The organism is Yoonia sp. GPGPB17 (assembly GCF_037892195.1).
In the GTDB taxonomy this organism is placed as follows: domain Bacteria; phylum Pseudomonadota; class Alphaproteobacteria; order Rhodobacterales; family Rhodobacteraceae; genus Yoonia.
In genome coordinates this window covers 2,881,086-2,900,396 of sequence record NZ_JATACI010000002.1, presented here as the reverse complement: position 1 = coordinate 2,900,396, position 19,311 = coordinate 2,881,086, and the positions used below count along the sequence as shown (strand labels likewise).

Genomic DNA, 19,311 nt, shown 5'->3' with positions numbered 1-19,311 from the left:
GCAGAATCGTGCATGAACATGCTAGAACTTGTGGTATGGCCATCGCAGACCCCCAAATACAGCCACACCCGGTGATCCGGCAATTGGACGACGCCGCAATTAACAGGATTGCGGCGGGCGAAGTATTGGAACGCCCTGCCTCGGCAGTCAAAGAACTTGTTGAAAATAGTATCGACGCAGGGGCTTCGCGCATTGAAGTGGTTATCGCTGATGGTGGTAAGACATTGATCCGCGTGACCGATGATGGATGTGGCATGATGCCCTCGGATCTGCCAATGGCGATGTCCCGCCATGCGACGTCAAAGATTGATGGGTCGGACCTGCTCAACATCCGATCGTTCGGGTTTCGGGGTGAGGCTTTGCCGTCGCTGGGGGCAACGGGCCGCCTGACGATCACGTCGCGCGCCAAAGGCGCTGAGGCCGCGATGATCGCTGTTGCGGGCGGGAAAGCCGAAGGCGTAAAACCCGCCGCGCTTTCATCAGGCACGGTGATCGAGTTGCGCGATATGTTCTATGCGACACCCGCACGGCTCAAGTTCCTGCGCACGGACCGGGCAGAGGCGCAAGCGGTGACAGATATCGTCAAACGCCTTGCTATGGCAGAGCCATTCGTCACCTTTATTCTGCAAGACGCCTCCAAAGGTGACAATCGCACGGTGTTCCGCGCCGATGCCGAAACCGGCGATCTGTTTGACGCCCTACATGGGCGGCTCCGCACGGTCTTGGGCAAGGATTTCGCCGAAAACGCACTGCGGATTGATACCCAGCGTGAAGGGTTCCACCTGACAGGCTATGCCGCCTTGCCAACCTATTCGCGCGGGGCTGCAGTCGCACAATTCCTTTTCGTGAACGGACGCCCGGTGCGCGACAAGATGCTGCTGGGTGCCTTGCGCGCCGCTTATATGGACGTTCTGTCACGCGACCGACACCCGGTTGCCGCACTGTTCATCGATTGCGATCCGACGCAGGTGGATGTCAACGTCCACCCCGCAAAATCAGAGGTGCGGTTTCGCGACCCCGGTACGGTACGCGGGTTGATCATCTCGGGCCTGCGCCATGCTTTAGCCGACGCCGGACACCGCGCCTCTACCACGGTCGCGAATGCAACTTTGGGCGCGATCACGCCAGAACCAATGACACCTCGCGTCTATCAGATGGACCGGCCCAGCTTCAGTGCGCGTTCGATGACGTTTCAGGCGCAGGCGCCCGGGTTTGGCGAAGCACCTTCAGCCCGGATCGAACCGGTCATCGAAGATGAACCCGACGATCTGCCACTTGGCGCCGCCCGCGCGCAGGTGCATGAGAACTATATCATCGCGCAAACCGAAAACGGGATCGTGATTGTTGATCAACATGCCGCACACGAGCGGCTGGTGTATGAAAAGCTCAAGGCGCAGATGGCGGAAAACGGCGTTGCCGCGCAGGCCTTGCTGATCCCTGAGGTGATTGAGCTGTCAGAGAACGAAGCGCGACACCTGCTGGAAATCGCCGAGGACCTCGCCAAGTTTGGCCTGACCATCGAACCCTTTGGCGGCGGCGCAATTGCCGTGCGCGAAACCCCCGCCATTCTGGGCGAAGTGAATGCCGCAGCCATGATCCGCGATATCCTCGACGAATTGGCCGACCAGGGCGACAGCGCATCGGTCCAAACGCAGATTGAGGCAATACTCAGCCGGGTCGCTTGCCACGGCTCCATCCGTTCGGGCCGTCGCATGCAGGCCGCTGAAATGAACGCGCTCTTGCGCGAAATGGAGGCGACGCCGCTGTCCGGCCAGTGCAATCATGGACGGCCGACTTACGTCGAACTCAAACTGACCGATATTGAGCGGCTTTTCGGGCGCACATGATCCAAATCGGTGAAAATATCTACGACCTCAGCGATCCCATGGTGATGGGCGTGATGGCTGGCGCAGTGCTTATGCTGGTTGTGTTGATCCTACTGATCATGACCGTGCGCCGCGCAGGCACGTCGACCGAAGCGGTGCAATTTGTCGCCTCGCAGGTCGGGCGCCTGTCACAGGACGTCAACGCACTTGGGCAAGGGCAGCAACAACTGGCAGGCAACATCCGCACCGTCAGTGACGCGCAGGCGACAGCTCAGGTGCAGGTGGTCCAAACGATGGAAGCGCGCTTGGCCGAGGTGCAGGCGCAGATGGCCGAACGCCTGTCTGACAATGCCATCAAATCGGCGCGCTCTTTGGCTGAAATGCAAGAGCGGATGAAAGACACGCTGTCGGGATCGTCCGAGAAGACGACCAAGAGCCTAACCGAGCTGCAAGAACGCTTGGCAACCATCGACAAGGCGCAGACGAATATTGAAAAACTGTCCGGCGACGTGCTGTCCTTGCAGGACATTCTGTCAAACAAGCAAACCCGCGGGGCTTTTGGCGAAATTCAACTGCAAGACATTGTGTCCAAGGCCCTGCCGTCTGATAGCTATACGTGGCAAGCGACCCTGTCGAACAACAGCCGCCCCGATTGTCTGGTACATCTACCCAATCCGCCCGGCCCCATCGTGATTGACGCCAAGTTTCCGCTGGAAGCCTATGAGGCGCTAATGGCAGCGGAAACAAAGGCAGAGCGGGAACGCGCACTGGCCACCTTTGGTCAGGCCATCAAGGCGCACATCAGGAAAATCTCGGACAGTTACCTGATAGAGGGCGAAACCGCCGATGGCGCGCTGATGTTTCTGCCGTCCGAGGCTGTCTATGCCGAGTTGCACAGCCGCCTCCCGCATATCGTGCGCGAAGGTTTTGCCGCCCGTGTCTGGATCGTATCGCCGACCACCTGCATGGCCACGCTCAACACCATGCGTGCCATTCTGAAAGATGCGCGGATGCGCGAGCAGACAGGTGCCATTCGCAAAGAACTCGCGATGCTGGGAGGCGATGTTGAGCGGCTCGTGACCCGCGTCGGCAATCTGGATCGGCACTTTGGGCAAGCCGCCAAGGATATCGAAGATATCAAGATTTCGGCCGAAAAGGCAGGTAAGCGCGCCCACCGGTTGGATAACTTTGACTTCGAAGAGATCGCGCCAGAGCCTGACCCAAAGGTCGTTCCAATGATGCCGCCCAAAGGATGACCATGGCCCAACGTGTTTTTATCACTGCCGGAGCAGGCGGGATCGGCAAAGTGATTGCCGAAACCTATGCGGACCAAGGCGCACAGGTTTATGTCTGTGATCAGGACAATGCAGCCCTCAATGAGCTGAGAAAAGGGATCACCGGCACCCCTGTGGATGTCACCGATGAAGCAGCTTTGGACGCATGGCTAAGGGCCGGGCTGGACCACTTTGGCGGCTGTGATGTCTTGATCAACAACGCAGGCATCGCGGGTCAGGCAGACCCGGTTGAAGCCCTTGACCTTGCGCAGTGGAAACATTGCCTTGCGGTCAATCTGGACGCTCAGATGATCACCTGTCGCGCCATCGCCCCTGTCATGAAAAGGCAAAAATCCGGGACAATCATCAATCTCTCATCGACATCAGGCCTGTTTGGTGCCCCGTTTCGTGCGCCTTACGCCGCAGCGAAATGGGCTGTGATCGGATTTACCAAAACGATCGCAACAGAACTGGGTCCATATGGTATTCGCTGCAATGCCATTTGTCCCGGCGCGGTGAGTGGTGACCGGATGGATCGGGTTCTTGCCGCAGAAGCCCAAGCGCGCGGCGTTACCCCGGATGAGGTGTATCTCGACTATGCCTCTGGCAGTTCACTGCGTCGCTTTGCAGAACCCAAAGAAATAGCGGAGCTTTGCACATATTTATCATCCGATGCCGCAAAATTCGTTTCAGGCCAGGCGATTGCTGTCGATGGCAATACCGAAACTTATCATTCGGTCTAGACGCGCTGTCGTTACTGCTACGCGATTCCAGATACAAAAAGACACCCCGATTTGCATCGGCGCGCCTTTTTGTGAGTGGGTCCCGGTTCAGATCCCAATAAATTTCTGTGCAATGCGCGGCACGATGCCACTAAACCGCAGCGGCGCATCAGTCGCAGCAAGGCAAATGCAATCCATGCCCTCTTCCGCAACTGGCGTATGGTGCAAATCTTCGTTGGCGACCTCAATGTCACCGGCCGCAAATCGATCCTCTTCGTCGGTGAACGCACCTTGCAACACCAACGTCAGTTCCGTCCCACGATGCCCATGATCCGGCACTGCCGTACCCGCAGGAATGCGCAAAAGCCGCACACTGGCGTCCTTTGAGGTGTTCAGGACAAGCTGACTGACACCCCCACCGATCTTGCGCCACTTCAGGCTATCGATATCACCGGCAATATAATCCTGCAGGGGGCCTGGAAACATGCTGCGCTGGTCGCGAAGCGGCGCTGGCTTTTCTACGAACCGCCCGCCATCTATCATCGCCAGCGTTGCTTCCAACGCATCTTCAGCGATCTGAGCCGGGTCACTTTCCAACATCACTTCCCCGCCCAGCGCTTCGTACTCGGCCAAGGCTGCGCGACAGGTATCACACATCGAAATATGCGTGGCCACGACCAGATTGAAGGCCTCCGGCAGCGTTCCAGCAGCATACCCCATCAGAAGTTGCTCGGTCAGGTGGTGTTTGATCTTTTTCATATCGTTCATCATTTCATTGCGTGGCGCAGTCTATCCAGCGCCAATCTAATCCGCGATTTGATCGTCCCCAGCGGCAATCCCGTCTCAGCGGCGATCTGACTGTGGCTCAGCTCGCCAAAGTAGGCGCGCTCGATCAGTTTTCTCTGTTCTGCGGGCAATGTGGCCAAGGCCTGCCCGAGTTGTTCCGTTTCTTGCTGCAGTCCCAAAGCCTCGGTCTGGTCTGGCTCTGCTTCGGGGCCCCATGGCAGGTCTTCCGGTTCGGGCCGTCGCTGCTTGCGCAAAATGTCGATCTTTCGGTTACGAGCAATCGTAAAGATCCAAGTGGATACACTCGCTTTCGTGGGATCGAACATATGGGCCTTGTTCCAAAGGGTCGCCATGACCTCCTGTGTACATTCTTCTGCCAGATCCGGGCTGGCCCCCGACTTCATCAAAAATGACTTCACGCGCGGCGCGAAATAGCCAAAAAGCTCGGCAAAGGCCTTGCGATCCTGGCTGTCACGCACGGCATACACCTGAACGACCCACGCCATGCGTTTTGATGATGCTTCGGGGTTCACCTTTGTCTTCCTCACTTTGCGCATGGGCTGCACTTTCGCATCACCATAAGTGACAGCGGGCGGCAGCGCATCCGCTTTTGTGAGGGTGTTCGGTTCCGTCAACATATAGGTGTTACGCCGCCAACCCGCGGTTGGATCACCACACATGCGATTTTCTTGTGATCCATGTAAGTAATGGACACGTAACAACAATAACAAATGATCAAGACACACTGGAGCCCCCTGACATGCCATTCGAGACCGGGACAGCCGTTCCCAGAAAAATTGCGGTGATTGGTGCTGGTATTTCAGGTATGGGGGCTGCGCACGCACTGGCAAAAGACCACCGCGTCGTGCTGTTTGAGGCCGAGAACAGGTTAGGGGGCCACGCCCGTACACGAATGGCGGGCAAAAACAGGGATCAGGCCGTTGATACAGGGTTTATCGTTTTCAACTATGCCAATTACCCAAACCTGACGAAGCTGTTTGATCACCTTGATGTGCCGGTCATCAAAAGCAACATGAGCTTTGGCGCCTCTTTCAGCGGGGGCCGGATGGAGTACGGTCTGGCCAGCCTCAACGCGCTATTCGCCCAGCGCAGCAACATTGCCAGCCCCAAGTTTCTGCGCATGGTCCGGGATATCTTGAAATTCAATGCCCACGGGCTTGAAGCAAGCCAAGATGAAACGATGACGATTGGTGAGTTGCTGAAAAAGCTGAACCTCAGCGATTACTTCCGCGACCACTACCTCCTGCCCTTTTCCGGCGCGATCTGGTCAACGCCAAAGGAAAAGATCCTCGACTTTCCGGCCTATGCCATGATGCGCTTTTTCGACAATCATGCGCTGCTGGGCGCAACAGGTCAGCATCAATGGTACACTGTCGACGGTGGGTCGCGCGAGTATGTGACGCGCCTTGCCGCTGATATGGTGCAACGCGGTATTGATATCCGGCTTGGCGCACCCATTGACGCCGTGCGCCGCACGGCAACAGGGGCTGACGTGAAGACGCATGGCGAAAGCTGGGAAGCCTTTGACGAAGTGGTCTTTGCCACCCATTCGGACGACACATTGCGAATGCTGTCGGATGCCACTGCCGTCGAAAAATCTGTTCTTGGGGCCGTGCGCTACCAGCCCAATAAAGTCGTGCTGCATTCGGACACCTCGATCATGCCCAAGCGCCGTCAGGTTTGGTCGTCTTGGATCTATTCCGAAGATGCCCAACGCACCGACAAAGAGATCAACTTGACGTACTGGATGAATTCGCTGCAGCCTTGGCTAAAAGGCGAGGACATGATGGTTACCTTGAACAGCAACAGGCCCATCGAAGAAGAGCTGATCTGGGATGAAGTGACGCTGCGCCATCCGGTCTATGATCTTGAGGCGATAGCCGCCCAAGAGGCCGCCGCGGCAATGAACGGCTCGAACCGTACCTGGTTCTGCGGCGCATGGATGAAGAACGGGTTCCACGAAGACGGGTTGTCCAGCGCGCTTGATGTCGTGCATTCGCTCAATGCTGTTAATCATCTGCAACTTGCTGCCGAGTGACCTCTGCCGTTCATCATATCGCAGCGGAAACCTATCATGGGCGGCGTGGGGCGACGAAGAACGCTTTTCGCTATTCCATCGACTATGTTCTGACGGACGCTGAGGCGACGCCGCAAACGCCAGCGTTCTTTTCGCGCAACAGCGGCAACCTGATGTCATTGCACGACCGCGACCATGGCGGTGCACCCAAGCAAGGCAAAGGGGCCGCTTGGGTCCGTGATGTGCTGGCGACATACAATGTGACAGACGCGGTCCGGATTGAGCTGCTGGCGCAGCCGCGCGTGCTGGGGCATGTGTTCAACCCTGTCTCCTTCTGGCTGTGTTACGATGGCGATGATACCCTCACCACTGTCATCGCCGAAGTCACCAATACGTTTGGCGACCGTCACTCTTATCTGTGCCGTCATGATGATGGTCGACCGATCACCAAAGACGAAACACTTTCAGCTCAAAAGCTGATGCATGTGTCGCCCTTTCAACCCATCGAAGGCGGATATACCTTCCGTTTTGACATTCAGCCCGACATTATTGGCATCTGGATCGATTATTCACGCGGCAATGGCGGTTTGATCGCGACGCTGACGGGGCCACGTAAGCCCATTACCAATGGCTCCATCATCAAGGCAGCGCTTCGGCGACCCTTCGGGTCTCGGCGCGTGCTGACGTTGATCCACTGGCAAGCGATCAAACTATGGTGGAAAGGTGCAACTTTCCGATCCCAACCTGAACCGCCGACCAACGAGGTCAGCAGATGAAAGCCCTGTCAGAGCGGCTGCCCGCCTACTCGGTCTTTGCGGCCGTGCTGTCTGGCGCTGGCCTGCCGATCTATATCTATGCACCCAAATACTACGCTGATACCTTTGGGGTCAGTTTGGCTGCACTGGGTGCACTGCTGTTCGCGATGCGCCTTTTCGATATGGTTCAGGACCCGGTGTTGGGATGGATCAGTGAACGCCTGACGCGATCCAAGAAACTGGTGATCACACTGACCGCTCTCGTCATGGCGCTATCCATGATCGGCCTTTTTGCGGTCATCCCGCCCATCGCCCCGATTTGGTGGTTTGGGATCACCGTCACCGCGCTTTTCACCGCGTTCAGTTTCCTATCCATCAATTTCTACGCCCAAGGGGTCAGCAAGGTAAGCAGCGACCCACAGGGTCACGTCAAACTGGCGGCATGGCGTGAAAGTGGGGCGCTGTTGGGTGTGTGCATCGCGGCTGTCATCCCAACGGTCTTGATTGGGGTCGTTGCCAGCCCCTTTGCCGCCTTTGCATATGGATTTGCCGCACTAACACTCATCGCAGCCTTCTTCATGTGGCCCGAATGGAAAGAACGCGTCAGCCAAGAACCATCACAGATCGGTGAAATCATCCGCGACAACACCGCGCGAAAGCTCCTGATCCTGGCGCTGGTCAATGCAACACCACTTGCGGTTTCGTCCACGCTGTTCCTCTTTTATGTGGAAAGCAAATTGGGGGGCGTTGGCTGGGAAGGTGCGCTACTGGTCCTCTTTTTCCTGGCGGCAGCGCTCTCTTCCCCTATCTGGTCAGCCCTCGCGCGACGGTTCAGCCCCAAGCCTGTTTTGATCGCCGCCATGATCCTCGCGGTCCTTTCATTTGGCTACACCCTCACTTTATCGCCCGGCGATGTGATCCCTTTTGCAGTTATCTGCGTATTAAGTGGAGCGACCATCGGGGCAGACCTCACTTTGCTGCCCGCAATGTTCGCGAAACGGATGGCTGCAATTTCGCCCAATGGGGGGCAGGGATTTGGCCTTTGGAATTTGGTGAACAAGTTCACGCTTGCCTTCGCCGCGGTGGTTCTACTGCCGCTACTTGAACGATCTGGCTTCACGGCAGGGGCCACCGATTTGCCCGCCGAAGCGATCACCATGCTGACGGTGCTATACGCACTTGTGCCGTCACTATTGAAACTTTTGGCCATCGGCTTGCTGATCGCCACGAAACTCGAGGACTAACGATGTCGTTTGTCACTTACATTCTGCTCGGAGCGGCGCTCATGGCAACGGCGGTGTTCTTCAAAGAGCGCTATGTGTCCTTCTGGGCGCAAAAGTCTGATGACTACGCAGATGGGCCCATCTTTGACATTCGCGAACGGTTCAATGGGCCGATTCTATGTGAAGGCGTGATCTACGGTCCTACCGGCAAAGTATCGTCACGCTTCGTGGCTGATTTTGAAGCATCCTGGAATGGCAATGTCGGCACCATGAAAGAGGTTTTCTACTACGACAGCGGTCAGGTACAGAACCGTGAATGGACCCTGACACTGGGCAATGACGGCAAGATCAAAGCCGAAGCTCCTGATGTTGTTGGAGCGGGCACGGGCCAACAAAGCGGATCTGCCGTCTTGTTGAACTACCGCATCAAACTGACCGAAGAGGCAGGCGGACATGCGCTGGATGTGACTGACTGGATGTACCTGATGTCCAACGGCTCCATCATGAACCGCAGCCAGTTCCGCAAATTCGGGATCAAAGTGGCCGAGCTTGTCGCAACCATGCGCCCCAAAGACAAGGCCTACGCAGGAGAATAACCGTGAAAGACTGGCAAGGAAAACGCTACTGGCTCGTTGGCGCGAGCGAGGGTTGGGCCGCGAAGTGGCCTTCAGCATAAGCCGCGCCGGGGCCGAGGTGATTGTCTCTGCCAGATCCGAAGACCGCTTAAAGGAACTGGTGGCACAACTGCCTGGCAAGGCATCATATGTGACCGTTGATGTGGCCGACCGCACCGCTGTTGAGGCGGCGGCGAAAAAGGTGGGTGACATTGATGGCGTTGTCTATCTCGCCGGGGTATATTGGCCCATGAAGGCGCAGGATTGGGACAACGAAAAGGCCGACATGATGGGCGAGGTAAACTTCCTTGGTGCATCACGCGTCGTAGGTTCCGTGATCAAGGGCATGGTCGCCAAAAACGCGGGGCATATCGTGCTGGTTGGCTCGCTCTCAGGTTTCAGGGGTCTCCCCGGTGCCATTGGCTACTGCTCGTCCAAGGCCGGGATGATGTCTTTGGCGGAATCCATGCAGGCGGACCTGCGCACCTCACCTATCGAAGTGCAGTTAATCAACCCCGGCTTTATCAAAACGCGTCTGACAGAAAAGAACGACTTCAACATGCCGTTCATCATGTCGCCCGAGGATGCAGCAAAAGAAGTGTTCGAACATATGAACACCGACGCCTTCAAGAAAAGCTTCCCGATGGTCTTTTCCTGGGTCTTCCGCCTGTCGCAGTTCATGCCCGACTGGATGTACTATCGCCTTTTCGGGGCGAAATAGCCCCTCTTATCGGGGCAACGGATTAGTCGCGTTCTTGTAAGGCCGCCAATCTTTGATCTCTGGATAGTACCGCCGTCGCCATTCCTTGACGCGCGGATTCATGATTTTACGCCACGCAAGCGGCACCAAAGCGATCATCGTCATCAACGGATAGCCATAGGGCAGTTGCGGCGCTTCATCGTCATCATAGGTTTGTAGCAAAGGAAAACGCCGGTTGGGTTTGTAGTGATGATCTGAATGGCGTTGCAGGTTGATCAGCAACCAGTTCGAGGCCTGTTGCGTGGCATTCCATGAATGGCGCGGCAACACATGTTCGTATTTACCATCGCCAAGGTGTTTACGGGTCAGACCATAGTGTTCAACGTAGTCCACCAACTCGAGTTGGAAGACAGCCCAGAACGCCTGTGTTGCAAACAAAAAGACGCCCCACCAACCGCCAATGACCCATGCTAGCAGGGCAAACCCTGCCTGAAGCGTCAGATACAGCCAGAAGGGGTTTGAGAGGTGAAGCCAAGGCAATGACTTACGCGCCAGCATGCCTTTTCCGCTTTGAAGGACGACACTAGCGACTGATAGAGCACGCGCGGAAAGAAGCGGTAGAAGCTTTCACCGTAGCGGGCCGTGACGGGATCACGAGGCGTGCCGATATAGCGGTGATGGACCAACAGGTGTTCGGATCGGAAATGCGAATACAAGACTGATGCTAGCAAAACATCCGCCATCCAGCGTTCCAGCTTGGGCTTTTGGTGCATCAGTTCATGCGCGTAGACGATACCGATTGTGCCGGACAGAATCCCAAGGGCGGCAAAGAGAAGCCACTCTTCAACACGCGTCAGGTGATCAGACCCAATCACATAGATCATGATCCCAAAAATGGTGATCAATTGTATCGGCGTCCAAAGCAGGGTGATCAGCCGATACCAACCCAACTGATCCTCGGGCGTTTCCAGATCGGGGTTTTCATTGTTTTTCCCGACAACATAATCCAACCCAGTGAACAGAAACCACGTTGAAAGGGGCAATAGCGCAATCGCCCAGCCCCCATACGTCGCAGCAAAGATGGCCACAGGGACCAGTCCGAGCGAGAGCCAAAACGGCAACGCGGTTGTGATCTTTGCGATCTTGGGTGTCTGAGGAATTGACGTCATCTCGCCTCCGCAACGCTAGGACGACAGTGTACGACTGCTAGCTTCATTTCTCAAATGTGGCGTAACGTCATATGGGCCAGATCAAACACTTTACGCATCGCGGTCGGCAACGCCGTCGGGCTGAAAGCATCGGGCGTCAGGAACTGTCCACGCAGGGGCTGTGTGTCCAAATCGGCGTGGGCGATCATGATGTTCAGCCGCAAATGAAAATGGGTAAAGGTATGGCGCGCCTCTTCTTGAAGCAGCTGCCAATCAGCCTCGAATGGTGGTGCCTCCTCGGGCTCATCCCCCCAGTCTGATCCGGGCCAACCGAGCATGCCGCCAAGCAACCCTTTCTCAGGCCGAGTTTCCAATAACCAAGCGCCATCCGTCCTGCGCGCCACATAGACGATTCCAAACCGCGTGGGCGTTTTCTTTTTCGGGGTCTTCTTGGGCAATTCCGCCGCCGTCCCCGCCACCCGCGCCGCACAAGGATCACGCCAAGGACAAATCCCGCAAGCTGGACTGCGCGGGGTGCAGATCGTCGCCCCAAGGTCCATCACCGCTTGTGCATAGTCGCCGGGGCGGTTCTGCGGGGTCAGCTCTTTGGCCTTGGCTGTCAGTTCAGCCTTCGATCCCGGCAATGGCGCGTGAATGTCATGCAAACGCGCCATGACACGTTCAACATTGCCGTCGACCACCGTTTCTGGCCGATCAAACGCAATCGCCGCCACCGCCGCTGCGGTGTAAGGGCCAATGCCCGGCAACTTCAGCAACTCGTCATAGCTATCGGGGAATATGCCATCCCAATCCGCCACAACGGCGCGCGCGCATTTCAGCAGATTGCGCGCACGGGCGTAATAGCCCAGCCCGGCCCAAGCGGCCATGACATCGGCATCCTCAGCCGCCGCCAGATCACGGACCGTCGGCCAAAGCCCCATGAATTTGCGGTGATAGTCACGCACAGCGGCAACCGTTGTCTGCTGCAACATGATCTCTGACATCCAGACCCCATAAGGGTCTGGCAGAACCCCCGCTTGGCGGTCCGCAGGCGAAATCCGCCACGGCATTTCGCGCGCATGCACGTCATACCACGCCAACAGCTCTGAACTAAGGTCACGCAATTTTTATTATCCGTTTCATCCTGACACACAGACTTGGCGCATCTTTCGTAATAAAGTAGGGCTTAGACATGAAACAGCCACGGCACACCAGCACCACGCGTGGATTTTCCCGTGCGGCTACATTGATGCAAAGCGACATTCGCAAAGCCAGCGAAGAGCGTGGGTTTGCTGTGACGCGTTTGCTGACCCATTGGGCCGAGGTTGCCGGTGATGCAACAGCCGAGATTGCTACCCCTGTGAACGTCAGCTACGGCAAAGGCGGTATGGGGGCGACTCTAACACTGCTGACCACAGGTGCGCAGGCGCCGATGCTGGAGATGCAAAAAGAACAAATCCGCGAAAAGGTGAATGCCTGCTATGGGTATCGCGCGATATCACGGGTGCGGATTACGCAAACCGCGCCCACTGGCTTTGCCGAGGGACGTGTGACCTTCGCGCCTGCGCCCAAGGTCAAGAAAACACCAGATGCCGCCATGCAATTGGCGGCAGAAGCCCTATCTAAACCGGTGGAAAACGAAAAACTGCGGGCGGCGCTGACGGCGCTGGGCGCAAATGTCTTAACAAAACAAAACTCTGATCAGAGGTAGATATGAAACGCAGAACTCTTTTGGCCGCTGGTGGCGGTGCGCTTGTGGCCCTGGGGGCCGGTTGGACACTGACACGGCCTGACCCGCAAACGGGGCTTTTGCCCGGTGCCGCAATGGCGCAAAGCGCAGATGGCGAGATGCCCACCGTTACGGAAATGGTCATGGGTGATCCTGAAGCACCCGTCGAAGTGATTGAGTATGCCTCTTTCACATGCCCACATTGCGCGACATTCCACGCCAATCAGTTTAAGGCGATCAAAGAGAATTACATCGACACTGGCAAAGTCAGGTTCATCTACCGTGAGGTCTATTTTGACCGTCCCGGCCTTTGGGCGTCGATGATTGCGCGTTGTAGCGGAAACACCGATTTCTTCTTTGCATTCTCCAATGTGCTTTATGCCGAACAACGCGCATGGGCCGCATCCGGTGATCCGGCAACGATCATCGAAGACCTGCGCCGTTTGGCCAAAACTGCGGGTCTGGATGATGCAACGCTTGATGCCTGTCTGAGCGACGGAGCAAAGGCGGAGGCATTGTTCACTTGGTATCAGGAAAATGCAGAACGTGACGGTGTCCGTTCGACCCCAACGTTCATGATCGACGGGCAGCAGTATTCAAACATGGCCTATGATGAATTCGCTGGTGTTCTGGACGGGAAGCTGGGCTAATCGGCCCATCGCTTGAACTGAAAGAATGACCCATGCAGCCCCTTGCTTAAGCCTGAAAGTAATTGAACTGGCGCGGGTCCTTGCGGGCCCGCTTGCCGGTCAAACCCTTGCTGATCTTGGGGCAGAGGTCATTAAGATCGAAAGCCCCCAAGGCGATGATACACGCCAATGGGGCCCGCCCTTTGTTGACCATGATGGCGAGAAAAGCGCCGCCTATTTCCATTGCTGCAATCGCGGCAAGAAATCCGTTGTCATCAACCTGCGGACACCGGAAGGACAGGAACAGGTGCGCCAGCTTGTTGCCGATGCGGATATCCTGATCGAGAACTTCAAGGTTGGCGGGCTAGCCAAATACGGCCTCGATTATGACAGCCTGTCTGCCCTGAATCCACGCCTGATCTATTGTTCGATTACGGGGTTCGGTCAGGACGGGCCCTACGCTAAACGCGCCGGGTACGACTACATCATCCAAGGCATGTCTGGTATGATGTCAGTCACCGGCCCACCCGATGGCCAACCGCAGAAGGTGGGTGTCGCGGTAACCGATCTGTTTACCGGCATTTACGCCTGTACCGGCATCCTCGCCGCGGTAAACCAGCGCCATACAACGGGCAAAGGCCAGCATATTGATATGGCGCTGATGGATGTTGCCACTGCCGTGATGACCAATCAGGCCATGAACTATTTGGTGACGGGCGACGCGCCCAAGCGGATGGGAAATGCGCATCCAAATATCGTACCTTATCAGGTCTTTGATTGCGCCGATGGGCATATCATTGTCGCAAGCGGAAACGATGGGCAGTACGGGCATTTCTGCGACCTTCTGGGGTTGGTAGAATTGGCTGAACACCCCGACTATGCAACGAATGCCGCCCGCCTGACGAACCGCGAGGCTCTGACAACGCTGCTGACCGAGAAGACGCGGCAGCGGTCGAAGGCGGATTTGTTGGCCGCCTGCGAAGAAAACGGCGTGCTTAAGCAGGACCAATCAACAATCTTGAAGAAACCTTCGCCGACCCGCAGGTCATTCATCGCGGTCTGCGCGTTGATCTGGAGGGTATCCCATCCGTGCGATTGCCGATTACGTTTTCAGATGCAGATGTCGACCCAAAGGCCGCATCACCCAAATTGGGGGCCGATCAGGATTTGTTGGACTAAAGGCCTAGCCTGTCAAAGGCCGCATCAATCGGTGCCCAATCCACCAATTGCAAACGTACCGGTAGCGTCAGCACCTTCATGCGAAAACTGTCAGGTAGGCGCACGGCATCCTTCTCTGTCGTCACCAACTGCGCCGTTCGCGCCTCTGCCTCAATCTCGAGCCGCTTCATCAGCGCATCTGTCAGTGGCTGGTGATCGCCCAGCGCCTCGGCGCGGACCAGCGTAGCCCCCATATCGCGCAGAGTAACAAAGAATTTTTCGGGGTGGCCAATGCGGCAAAGGCCAGGAGCTTCAAATCGCGCCAAGGCATACCGGTTGGCAAAGGTGCAAGATGCCCAACAAGGTGCGGAACATCAAAACTCCAGTCAGCGCTGAACCGGTCCTGCGCGTCAGGCGGACCAATGGAAAGTACCAGATCGGCGCGCCGTAGGCCCGCCGTCACAGTCTCGCGCAACGGACCAGCAGGGATCACGCGGCCATTGCCGAACCCGCGCATCGCGTCCACCACGACGACCGACAGGTCTTTGGCCAAATCGGGGTTTTGAAATCCGTCATCCAGCAAGATCACATCAGCACCCGCCGCTTGCGCGGCCTGCACCCCCGCAGCGCGGTCCTCAGCCACCCATGTTGGGGCAAAGGCAGCCAGCAGAAGCGGCTCATCCCCGGTTTGAGCCGCTTTGTGGCTGCGTTCATCCACCCGTACAGGACCGTTCAGATTGCCACCATAGCCACGCGAGACGACATGCGGTGCGCGCCCTCTGGCCACCAACCGCTCGATCAGCGCAATTGTTGTGGGTGTCTTGCCAGTCCCGCCCGCATTGATGTTGCCGATGCAAATCACCGGCACATCCGCGTCAATCTTGGGTGGCTGCCGCACGCGCCGCGCCGTTGCCGCACCATAGAGCGCCGCCAGTGGCACCAAAGCCCGGGCTAGCAATGCTGGGCGATCCGGTGGCGTAAACCAAAATGAAGGTGCACGCATCCGTTACACCAACTCTTCCAGCCGCAACTGAATAAACGCGGCAATTCGGTTGGTTACGCTGGCCCCGCGCGAGGTGACGTCCCACGCGGCATGTGCCAACTGCGCGGTTTTTTCCGAAGACAGCAAGCTTTCCACATTTGGCCCCAGATCAGACGCCGACCGGATCAGACGGGACGCGCCCGCCGCATTCAGACGCGCCGCATGGCGCTGAAAAGGTGCCACCTGCGGACCATACAGAACAGCAGACCCTAAAGCTGCAACTTCGAACGGGTCACGGCATCCGCCGCCATCCAGCGTGCCGCCCAGATAGGTGATGGGCGCAATGCGATACCACAGTCCAAGTTCTTCGTCGGTATCGACAACATAAACCTGTGTAATCTCTGAAGGTTCCGGTTCGGACGACCGCAGCGCCACGTTGAAGCCGTATCGGCGTAATTCATCCGCGATATGCGAGGCCATGACCTGATGTTTGGGTACGAATATCAAGAGAAGCCGATGCGCACGTCTGCTCGCGACCTGCTGCGCACGCGCGATACCTTTGCACTCATCCAGTGAGGCCGCGGCCGCAAGCCAGACCGGGCGCGTGCCGATAGCAGCGGCAATTTCGCTCCTGTCACTCTCATCACAAGGCAAAGTAGGTGCGCAGTCTTCCATCGCACCGGTGACTAAAACGGTTTCGGGCGGGGTTCCTGACTGGATCAGGCGATCGGCAGCGTTTTGGTCCAGGGCAAAGACGGCCTCAAACTGCGACAAAAGCGACCGCATAGCACCAGGTACCCATGTGCCTGCAACGTCTTCCAACCCTTCAGCAGAAGCATCGACAAACACAGTCGAAATATTGGCATTGCGCATTTCGGCCAATAAAATGGGGTCAAGATCACCTCTGACCCAAACGCTCATGACGGGCTGCCAGTGGGCGATGAACTCGCGAATGTCGGGGCGGCCCCGCGGCTCTGGCAGGGCACGATCTGCAAAAACCGGGTTCCAGTCCAGCAGCGTTGCAATAACATGCACTGGGTCGCCATCCTCTGCCAGCTTGCGATCCAACGTCTCAACCGCAGTCAGTTGGTCCGGATGGCTACACCGCGCCCAGATGATCGTTCCTGTCGGTCGGGGCGGCTGTTCTGTGGGATTGCTAGGCCTGCCCGGCGATCCAAGGCCCGCCAGATAGGCCGCAATTGCGAGGGACCTTGCCATTTTGCGATCCTAGAGCCTCACATCAGTTGTCGAGTTCTTCGGTCGGAGAGGACTCTTTTTCTTCATCCCGCAAACGGTGGATATGCGCGATGTAATAGCGCATATGGGCATTATCCACCGTGCGCTGGGCGGCACCTTTCCATGCGTTGTAGGCGGTGTCGTAGTCGGGGAACATGCCAACGATATCAATTGCTTCAATATCTTTGAACGCGTTCTTGCTTGGGTCGATAAGCTCACCGCCGAAGACGAGATGCAAGCGCTGTGTCATGGGAATACCTTTGTATGTATGCGTGTTGGGTGCACTCTAGGGGTTTGGCTGTTGTGGCTCAAGCCGGGCCAGCAGATCACTGTGCAAACCTGATCCGGCAGCCAGTACACCTGGAACCTGAGGATACTTGTTGTTAAATTGTAAGCCCATGCCATTTTGGTCGGTGACCGAAGCCTGCGATTCTTCCACAATCAATGCGCCAGCGGCAATGTCCCACTCCCAACTGGGGCGCAGTGTGATCATCCCGTCAAACCGCCCCTGCGCCACAAGACAAAGCCGGTAGGCCAACGATGAACGAAACGCGCGTTTGATGGGCGGCTGCATACCGCCTTTCCAAAAACGTCCTTCAAAGTTTGGCCTTGCACCCAGCAAAGTCGCCTCTGCCATTGGTGCCGTTGTCGCTTTGATCGGCGCACCATTCAGCGTGGCACCTGCGCCTTTCATAGCTGCAAACATCATGTCACGCATGGGCAGATACACCGCCGCAGCGACAGGAACGCCATCCTCTGTGATGGCAAGCGAATGCGCCCAGTCTTTGCTACCGTCGATAAAGGCGCGTGTGCCGTCAATCGGATCAACGATGAACTGGCGCCGGGTCTCAAGCCGGGCTGTTGTATCCTCGGTTTCCTCTGACAGCCAACCATAGTCTGGGCGCGCATCCCGCAGGACACCTTCCAGCATATCATTGACAGCAAGGTCAGCCGCCGTCACCGGCCCTGCCCCGCCGGGTTTGTCCGTCACATCTGGGTCTTGCTGAAAATAGCGTTTTGCGATGTCGCCGGACTGGCGTGCCGCCTCGACCAGCAAAACGAGATCAGTCTCCGGCAAGGGTGAGCCCCGCGACCAGCAAAGAGGGTACAACCCGCGAAAGATGCATGCGCCCGTCGTTGGCTGGTACAATCGTCTTCAGCATATCGCGCAGGTTCCCGGCAACCGTGCATTCGTTCACCGGGTAAGTAATTTCGCCGTTCTCGACCCAAAAGCCTGCAGCACCACGCGAATAGTCGCCTGTGTTGGGGTTGATGGTCGAACCGATCATCGAGGTCACAAGAAGCCCGGTACCCATTTCCTTGATCAGGTCAGCGCGAGATTGATCGCCTTGGGTCAGCGCCACATTCGTCAGGCTGGGGGTGGGTGGCGAAGTGGTACCGCGCGCCGCGTTTGCTGTGCTTTCCATGCCCAGCTTGCGACCTGTCGCAAGATCCAGTGTCCACCCTGTTAACACGCCATCGTCAACAATAGCCCGCTGCGATGTGGCCAATCCTTCTGCATCAAACAGGCGCGACCCCGTAACACGGGCGCGATGGGGGTTCTCGATGACGGACAGCCCTTTGGGCAGGACCCGTTCCCCCACAGCATCGCGCAGCCAACTGGAGCCACGCGCAATCGTTGCCCCATTGGTGGCCTGTAGCAAACTGCCAATCAACGAACTGGCAACACGCTCGTCAAAGAGAACCGGAAACGCACCTGTCTGCGGCTTCTTCGCACCGACACGCTCAACCGCACGTTCCGCCGCGATACGCCCGATTTCCTCTGCATCGCGCAAATCGGCCTGAAACACGCGGCTATCATAGTCATAGTCACGTTCCATTCCTGTGCCTGTACCACTGATGGCAACACAAGACAGACCGCGGTCACTGCGCGCATATCCGGCTGAGAACCCGTTGGACGCTGCCAGATGAATGCGGCGGCGGCCATAGCCCGCAGAGGCGGATTGGACCTGACTGATCCCTGCGTTGCGCAATGCCGCCGCTTCGGAGCGGGTCGCATCCTCTTGCAAGGCAGCCGGGTCCGGTTCTTCACTTGGGTCAAATAGCTCCAACGCCTCAGTGGCAGTGTTTGTCGTCAGCTGCGCTGCGTCAGCCAAGCCTGCGTGCGGATCTTCTGGTGCTTCCTTGGCCATTGCAACGGCACGTTCGGCCATTTGGGTCAGCGTATCGGGCTTGGTGTCGGACGACGATACACAGGCCTGCCGCTGTCCGACAAAGACCCGCAAACCAATGTCGATACCCTCAGACCGCTCCGCCTGTTCCAGAGCGCCCTCGCGCACTGTGATCGACAGTGACGTGCCGTCCACCGCAATCGCATCGGCGGCATCTGCGCCAGCGCGTTTGGCCGCTTGCAAGATTTGATCAGACAGGTCGGAAAGAGATTGGGTCATCAGGTATCCTTTGCTTGACCAAAGACCTAGTGCGCTGGCGTCTGGCCCGCAAGGCCAAGGGATACGCACAGCACAAAGGG

The 19,311-nt window shown here is 57.3% G+C and carries 16 protein-coding genes and 4 pseudogenes; 11 read left to right on the top strand and 9 right to left on the bottom strand.

Annotated elements, in window-relative coordinates; genetic code table 11:
• Nucleotides 1-35 precede the first annotated feature (35 nt).
• The 3 genes from mutL to QTO30_RS15260 are packed head-to-tail and all read left to right on the top strand — an operon-like array spanning nucleotide 36 to nucleotide 3,843.
• Entirely contained in the window at nucleotides 36-1,847 is a 1,812-nt protein-coding gene (gene mutL, locus QTO30_RS15270) for a DNA mismatch repair endonuclease MutL (protein ID WP_340424950.1), read from the top strand.
• Complete coding sequence (locus tag QTO30_RS15265) at nucleotides 1,844-3,082, top strand: DNA recombination protein RmuC (protein ID WP_340424949.1); 1,239 nt, start codon at nucleotides 1,844-1,846, stop codon at nucleotides 3,080-3,082. Before mutL ends, QTO30_RS15265 begins: the two co-directional genes overlap by 4 nt.
• A gap of 2 nt (nucleotides 3,083-3,084) precedes the next feature.
• Nucleotides 3,085-3,843: an SDR family oxidoreductase gene (locus QTO30_RS15260; RefSeq protein WP_340424948.1), complete on the top strand. Its 759-nt coding sequence runs from the start codon at nucleotides 3,085-3,087 to the stop codon at nucleotides 3,841-3,843.
• An 87-nt stretch (nucleotides 3,844-3,930) separates the two neighbouring features.
• Here the strand turns inward: QTO30_RS15260 and QTO30_RS15255 are convergent, their stop codons facing one another.
• Both QTO30_RS15255 and QTO30_RS15250 read right to left on the bottom strand, forming a co-directional pair.
• On the bottom strand, nucleotides 3,931-4,581 hold the full coding sequence (locus tag QTO30_RS15255) for a ChrR family anti-sigma-E factor (RefSeq protein WP_340424947.1): 651 nt from the start codon (nucleotides 4,579-4,581) through the stop codon (nucleotides 3,931-3,933).
• 8 nt (nucleotides 4,582-4,589) lie between these two features.
• Nucleotides 4,590-5,114 carry a sigma-70 family RNA polymerase sigma factor gene (locus tag QTO30_RS15250; protein WP_445327195.1) on the bottom strand — a complete coding sequence of 175 codons (525 nt, stop codon included), beginning with the start codon at nucleotides 5,112-5,114 and terminating at the stop codon, nucleotides 4,590-4,592.
• Between the two features lie 254 nt (nucleotides 5,115-5,368).
• Between QTO30_RS15250 and QTO30_RS15245 the strand changes: the two genes are divergently transcribed.
• From QTO30_RS15245 to QTO30_RS15225, 5 genes and pseudogenes are all read left to right on the top strand, one after another.
• A complete protein-coding gene (locus QTO30_RS15245) occupies nucleotides 5,369-6,667 on the top strand; it encodes an NAD(P)/FAD-dependent oxidoreductase (protein ID WP_340424946.1) in 1,299 nt (432 codons plus the stop codon).
• Nucleotides 6,664-7,422: a DUF1365 domain-containing protein gene (locus tag QTO30_RS15240; RefSeq protein WP_340424945.1), complete on the top strand. Its 759-nt coding sequence runs from the start codon at nucleotides 6,664-6,666 to the stop codon at nucleotides 7,420-7,422. Before QTO30_RS15245 ends, QTO30_RS15240 begins: the two co-directional genes overlap by 4 nt.
• Complete coding sequence (locus QTO30_RS15235) at nucleotides 7,419-8,645, top strand: MFS transporter (RefSeq protein ID WP_340424944.1); 1,227 nt, start codon at nucleotides 7,419-7,421, stop codon at nucleotides 8,643-8,645. Before QTO30_RS15240 ends, QTO30_RS15235 begins: the two co-directional genes overlap by 4 nt.
• A gap of 2 nt (nucleotides 8,646-8,647) precedes the next feature.
• On the top strand, nucleotides 8,648-9,220 hold the full coding sequence (locus tag QTO30_RS15230; protein WP_340424943.1) for a DUF3833 domain-containing protein: 573 nt from the start codon (nucleotides 8,648-8,650) through the stop codon (nucleotides 9,218-9,220).
• Between the two features lie 2 nt (nucleotides 9,221-9,222).
• Nucleotides 9,223-9,959 (top strand): annotated as a pseudogene (locus QTO30_RS15225) (SDR family NAD(P)-dependent oxidoreductase).
• Nucleotides 9,960-9,965: 6 nt separating this feature from the next.
• Here QTO30_RS15225 and QTO30_RS15220 read toward each other — a convergent pair.
• Together QTO30_RS15220 and mutY are read right to left on the bottom strand one after the other, a co-directional pair.
• A pseudogene (locus tag QTO30_RS15220) lies at nucleotides 9,966-11,107 on the bottom strand (alkane 1-monooxygenase).
• A gap of 50 nt (nucleotides 11,108-11,157) precedes the next feature.
• Entirely contained in the window at nucleotides 11,158-12,210 is a 1,053-nt protein-coding gene (gene mutY / locus QTO30_RS15215; protein ID WP_340424942.1) for an A/G-specific adenine glycosylase, read from the bottom strand.
• A gap of 68 nt (nucleotides 12,211-12,278) precedes the next feature.
• Here mutY and QTO30_RS15210 point away from each other — a divergent pair, with 68 nt between their 5' ends.
• The 3 genes and pseudogenes from QTO30_RS15210 to QTO30_RS15200 all read left to right on the top strand — a co-directional run bounded on the left by QTO30_RS15210 (nucleotide 12,279) and on the right by QTO30_RS15200 (nucleotide 14,623).
• Nucleotides 12,279-12,797, top strand: coding sequence for a DUF721 domain-containing protein (locus tag QTO30_RS15210; RefSeq protein WP_340424941.1), 519 nt, complete (start codon nucleotides 12,279-12,281; stop codon nucleotides 12,795-12,797).
• 2 nt (nucleotides 12,798-12,799) lie between these two features.
• Nucleotides 12,800-13,465: a DsbA family protein gene (locus tag QTO30_RS15205; RefSeq protein ID WP_340424940.1), complete on the top strand. Its 666-nt coding sequence runs from the start codon at nucleotides 12,800-12,802 to the stop codon at nucleotides 13,463-13,465.
• 25 nt (nucleotides 13,466-13,490) lie between these two features.
• Nucleotides 13,491-14,623: pseudogene (locus QTO30_RS15200) on the top strand (CaiB/BaiF CoA transferase family protein).
• On the opposite strand, the pseudogene lpxK reads toward QTO30_RS15200, so the two are convergent.
• The 5 genes and pseudogenes from lpxK to QTO30_RS15175 all read right to left on the bottom strand — a co-directional run bounded on the left by lpxK (nucleotide 14,620) and on the right by QTO30_RS15175 (nucleotide 19,231).
• Nucleotides 14,620-15,500, bottom strand: a pseudogene (lpxK, locus tag QTO30_RS15195) (tetraacyldisaccharide 4'-kinase). The pseudogenes QTO30_RS15200 and lpxK sit on opposite strands and share 4 nt — an antisense overlap.
• Nucleotides 15,501-15,608: 108 nt before the next feature.
• Nucleotides 15,609-16,802: a 3-deoxy-D-manno-octulosonic acid transferase gene (locus QTO30_RS15190; protein WP_340424939.1), complete on the bottom strand. Its 1,194-nt coding sequence runs from the start codon at nucleotides 16,800-16,802 to the stop codon at nucleotides 15,609-15,611.
• 22 nt (nucleotides 16,803-16,824) lie between these two features.
• Entirely contained in the window at nucleotides 16,825-17,070 is a 246-nt protein-coding gene (locus tag QTO30_RS15185; RefSeq protein ID WP_340424938.1) for a DUF4170 domain-containing protein, read from the bottom strand.
• Between the two features lie 36 nt (nucleotides 17,071-17,106).
• Nucleotides 17,107-17,898 carry a 3'(2'),5'-bisphosphate nucleotidase CysQ gene (locus QTO30_RS15180; RefSeq protein ID WP_340424937.1) on the bottom strand — a complete coding sequence of 264 codons (792 nt, stop codon included), beginning with the start codon at nucleotides 17,896-17,898 and terminating at the stop codon, nucleotides 17,107-17,109.
• Complete coding sequence (locus QTO30_RS15175) at nucleotides 17,885-19,231, bottom strand: TldD/PmbA family protein (protein WP_340424936.1); 1,347 nt, start codon at nucleotides 19,229-19,231, stop codon at nucleotides 17,885-17,887. Before QTO30_RS15175 ends, QTO30_RS15180 begins: the two co-directional genes overlap by 14 nt.
• Between the last annotated feature and the right edge of the window lie 80 nt (nucleotides 19,232-19,311).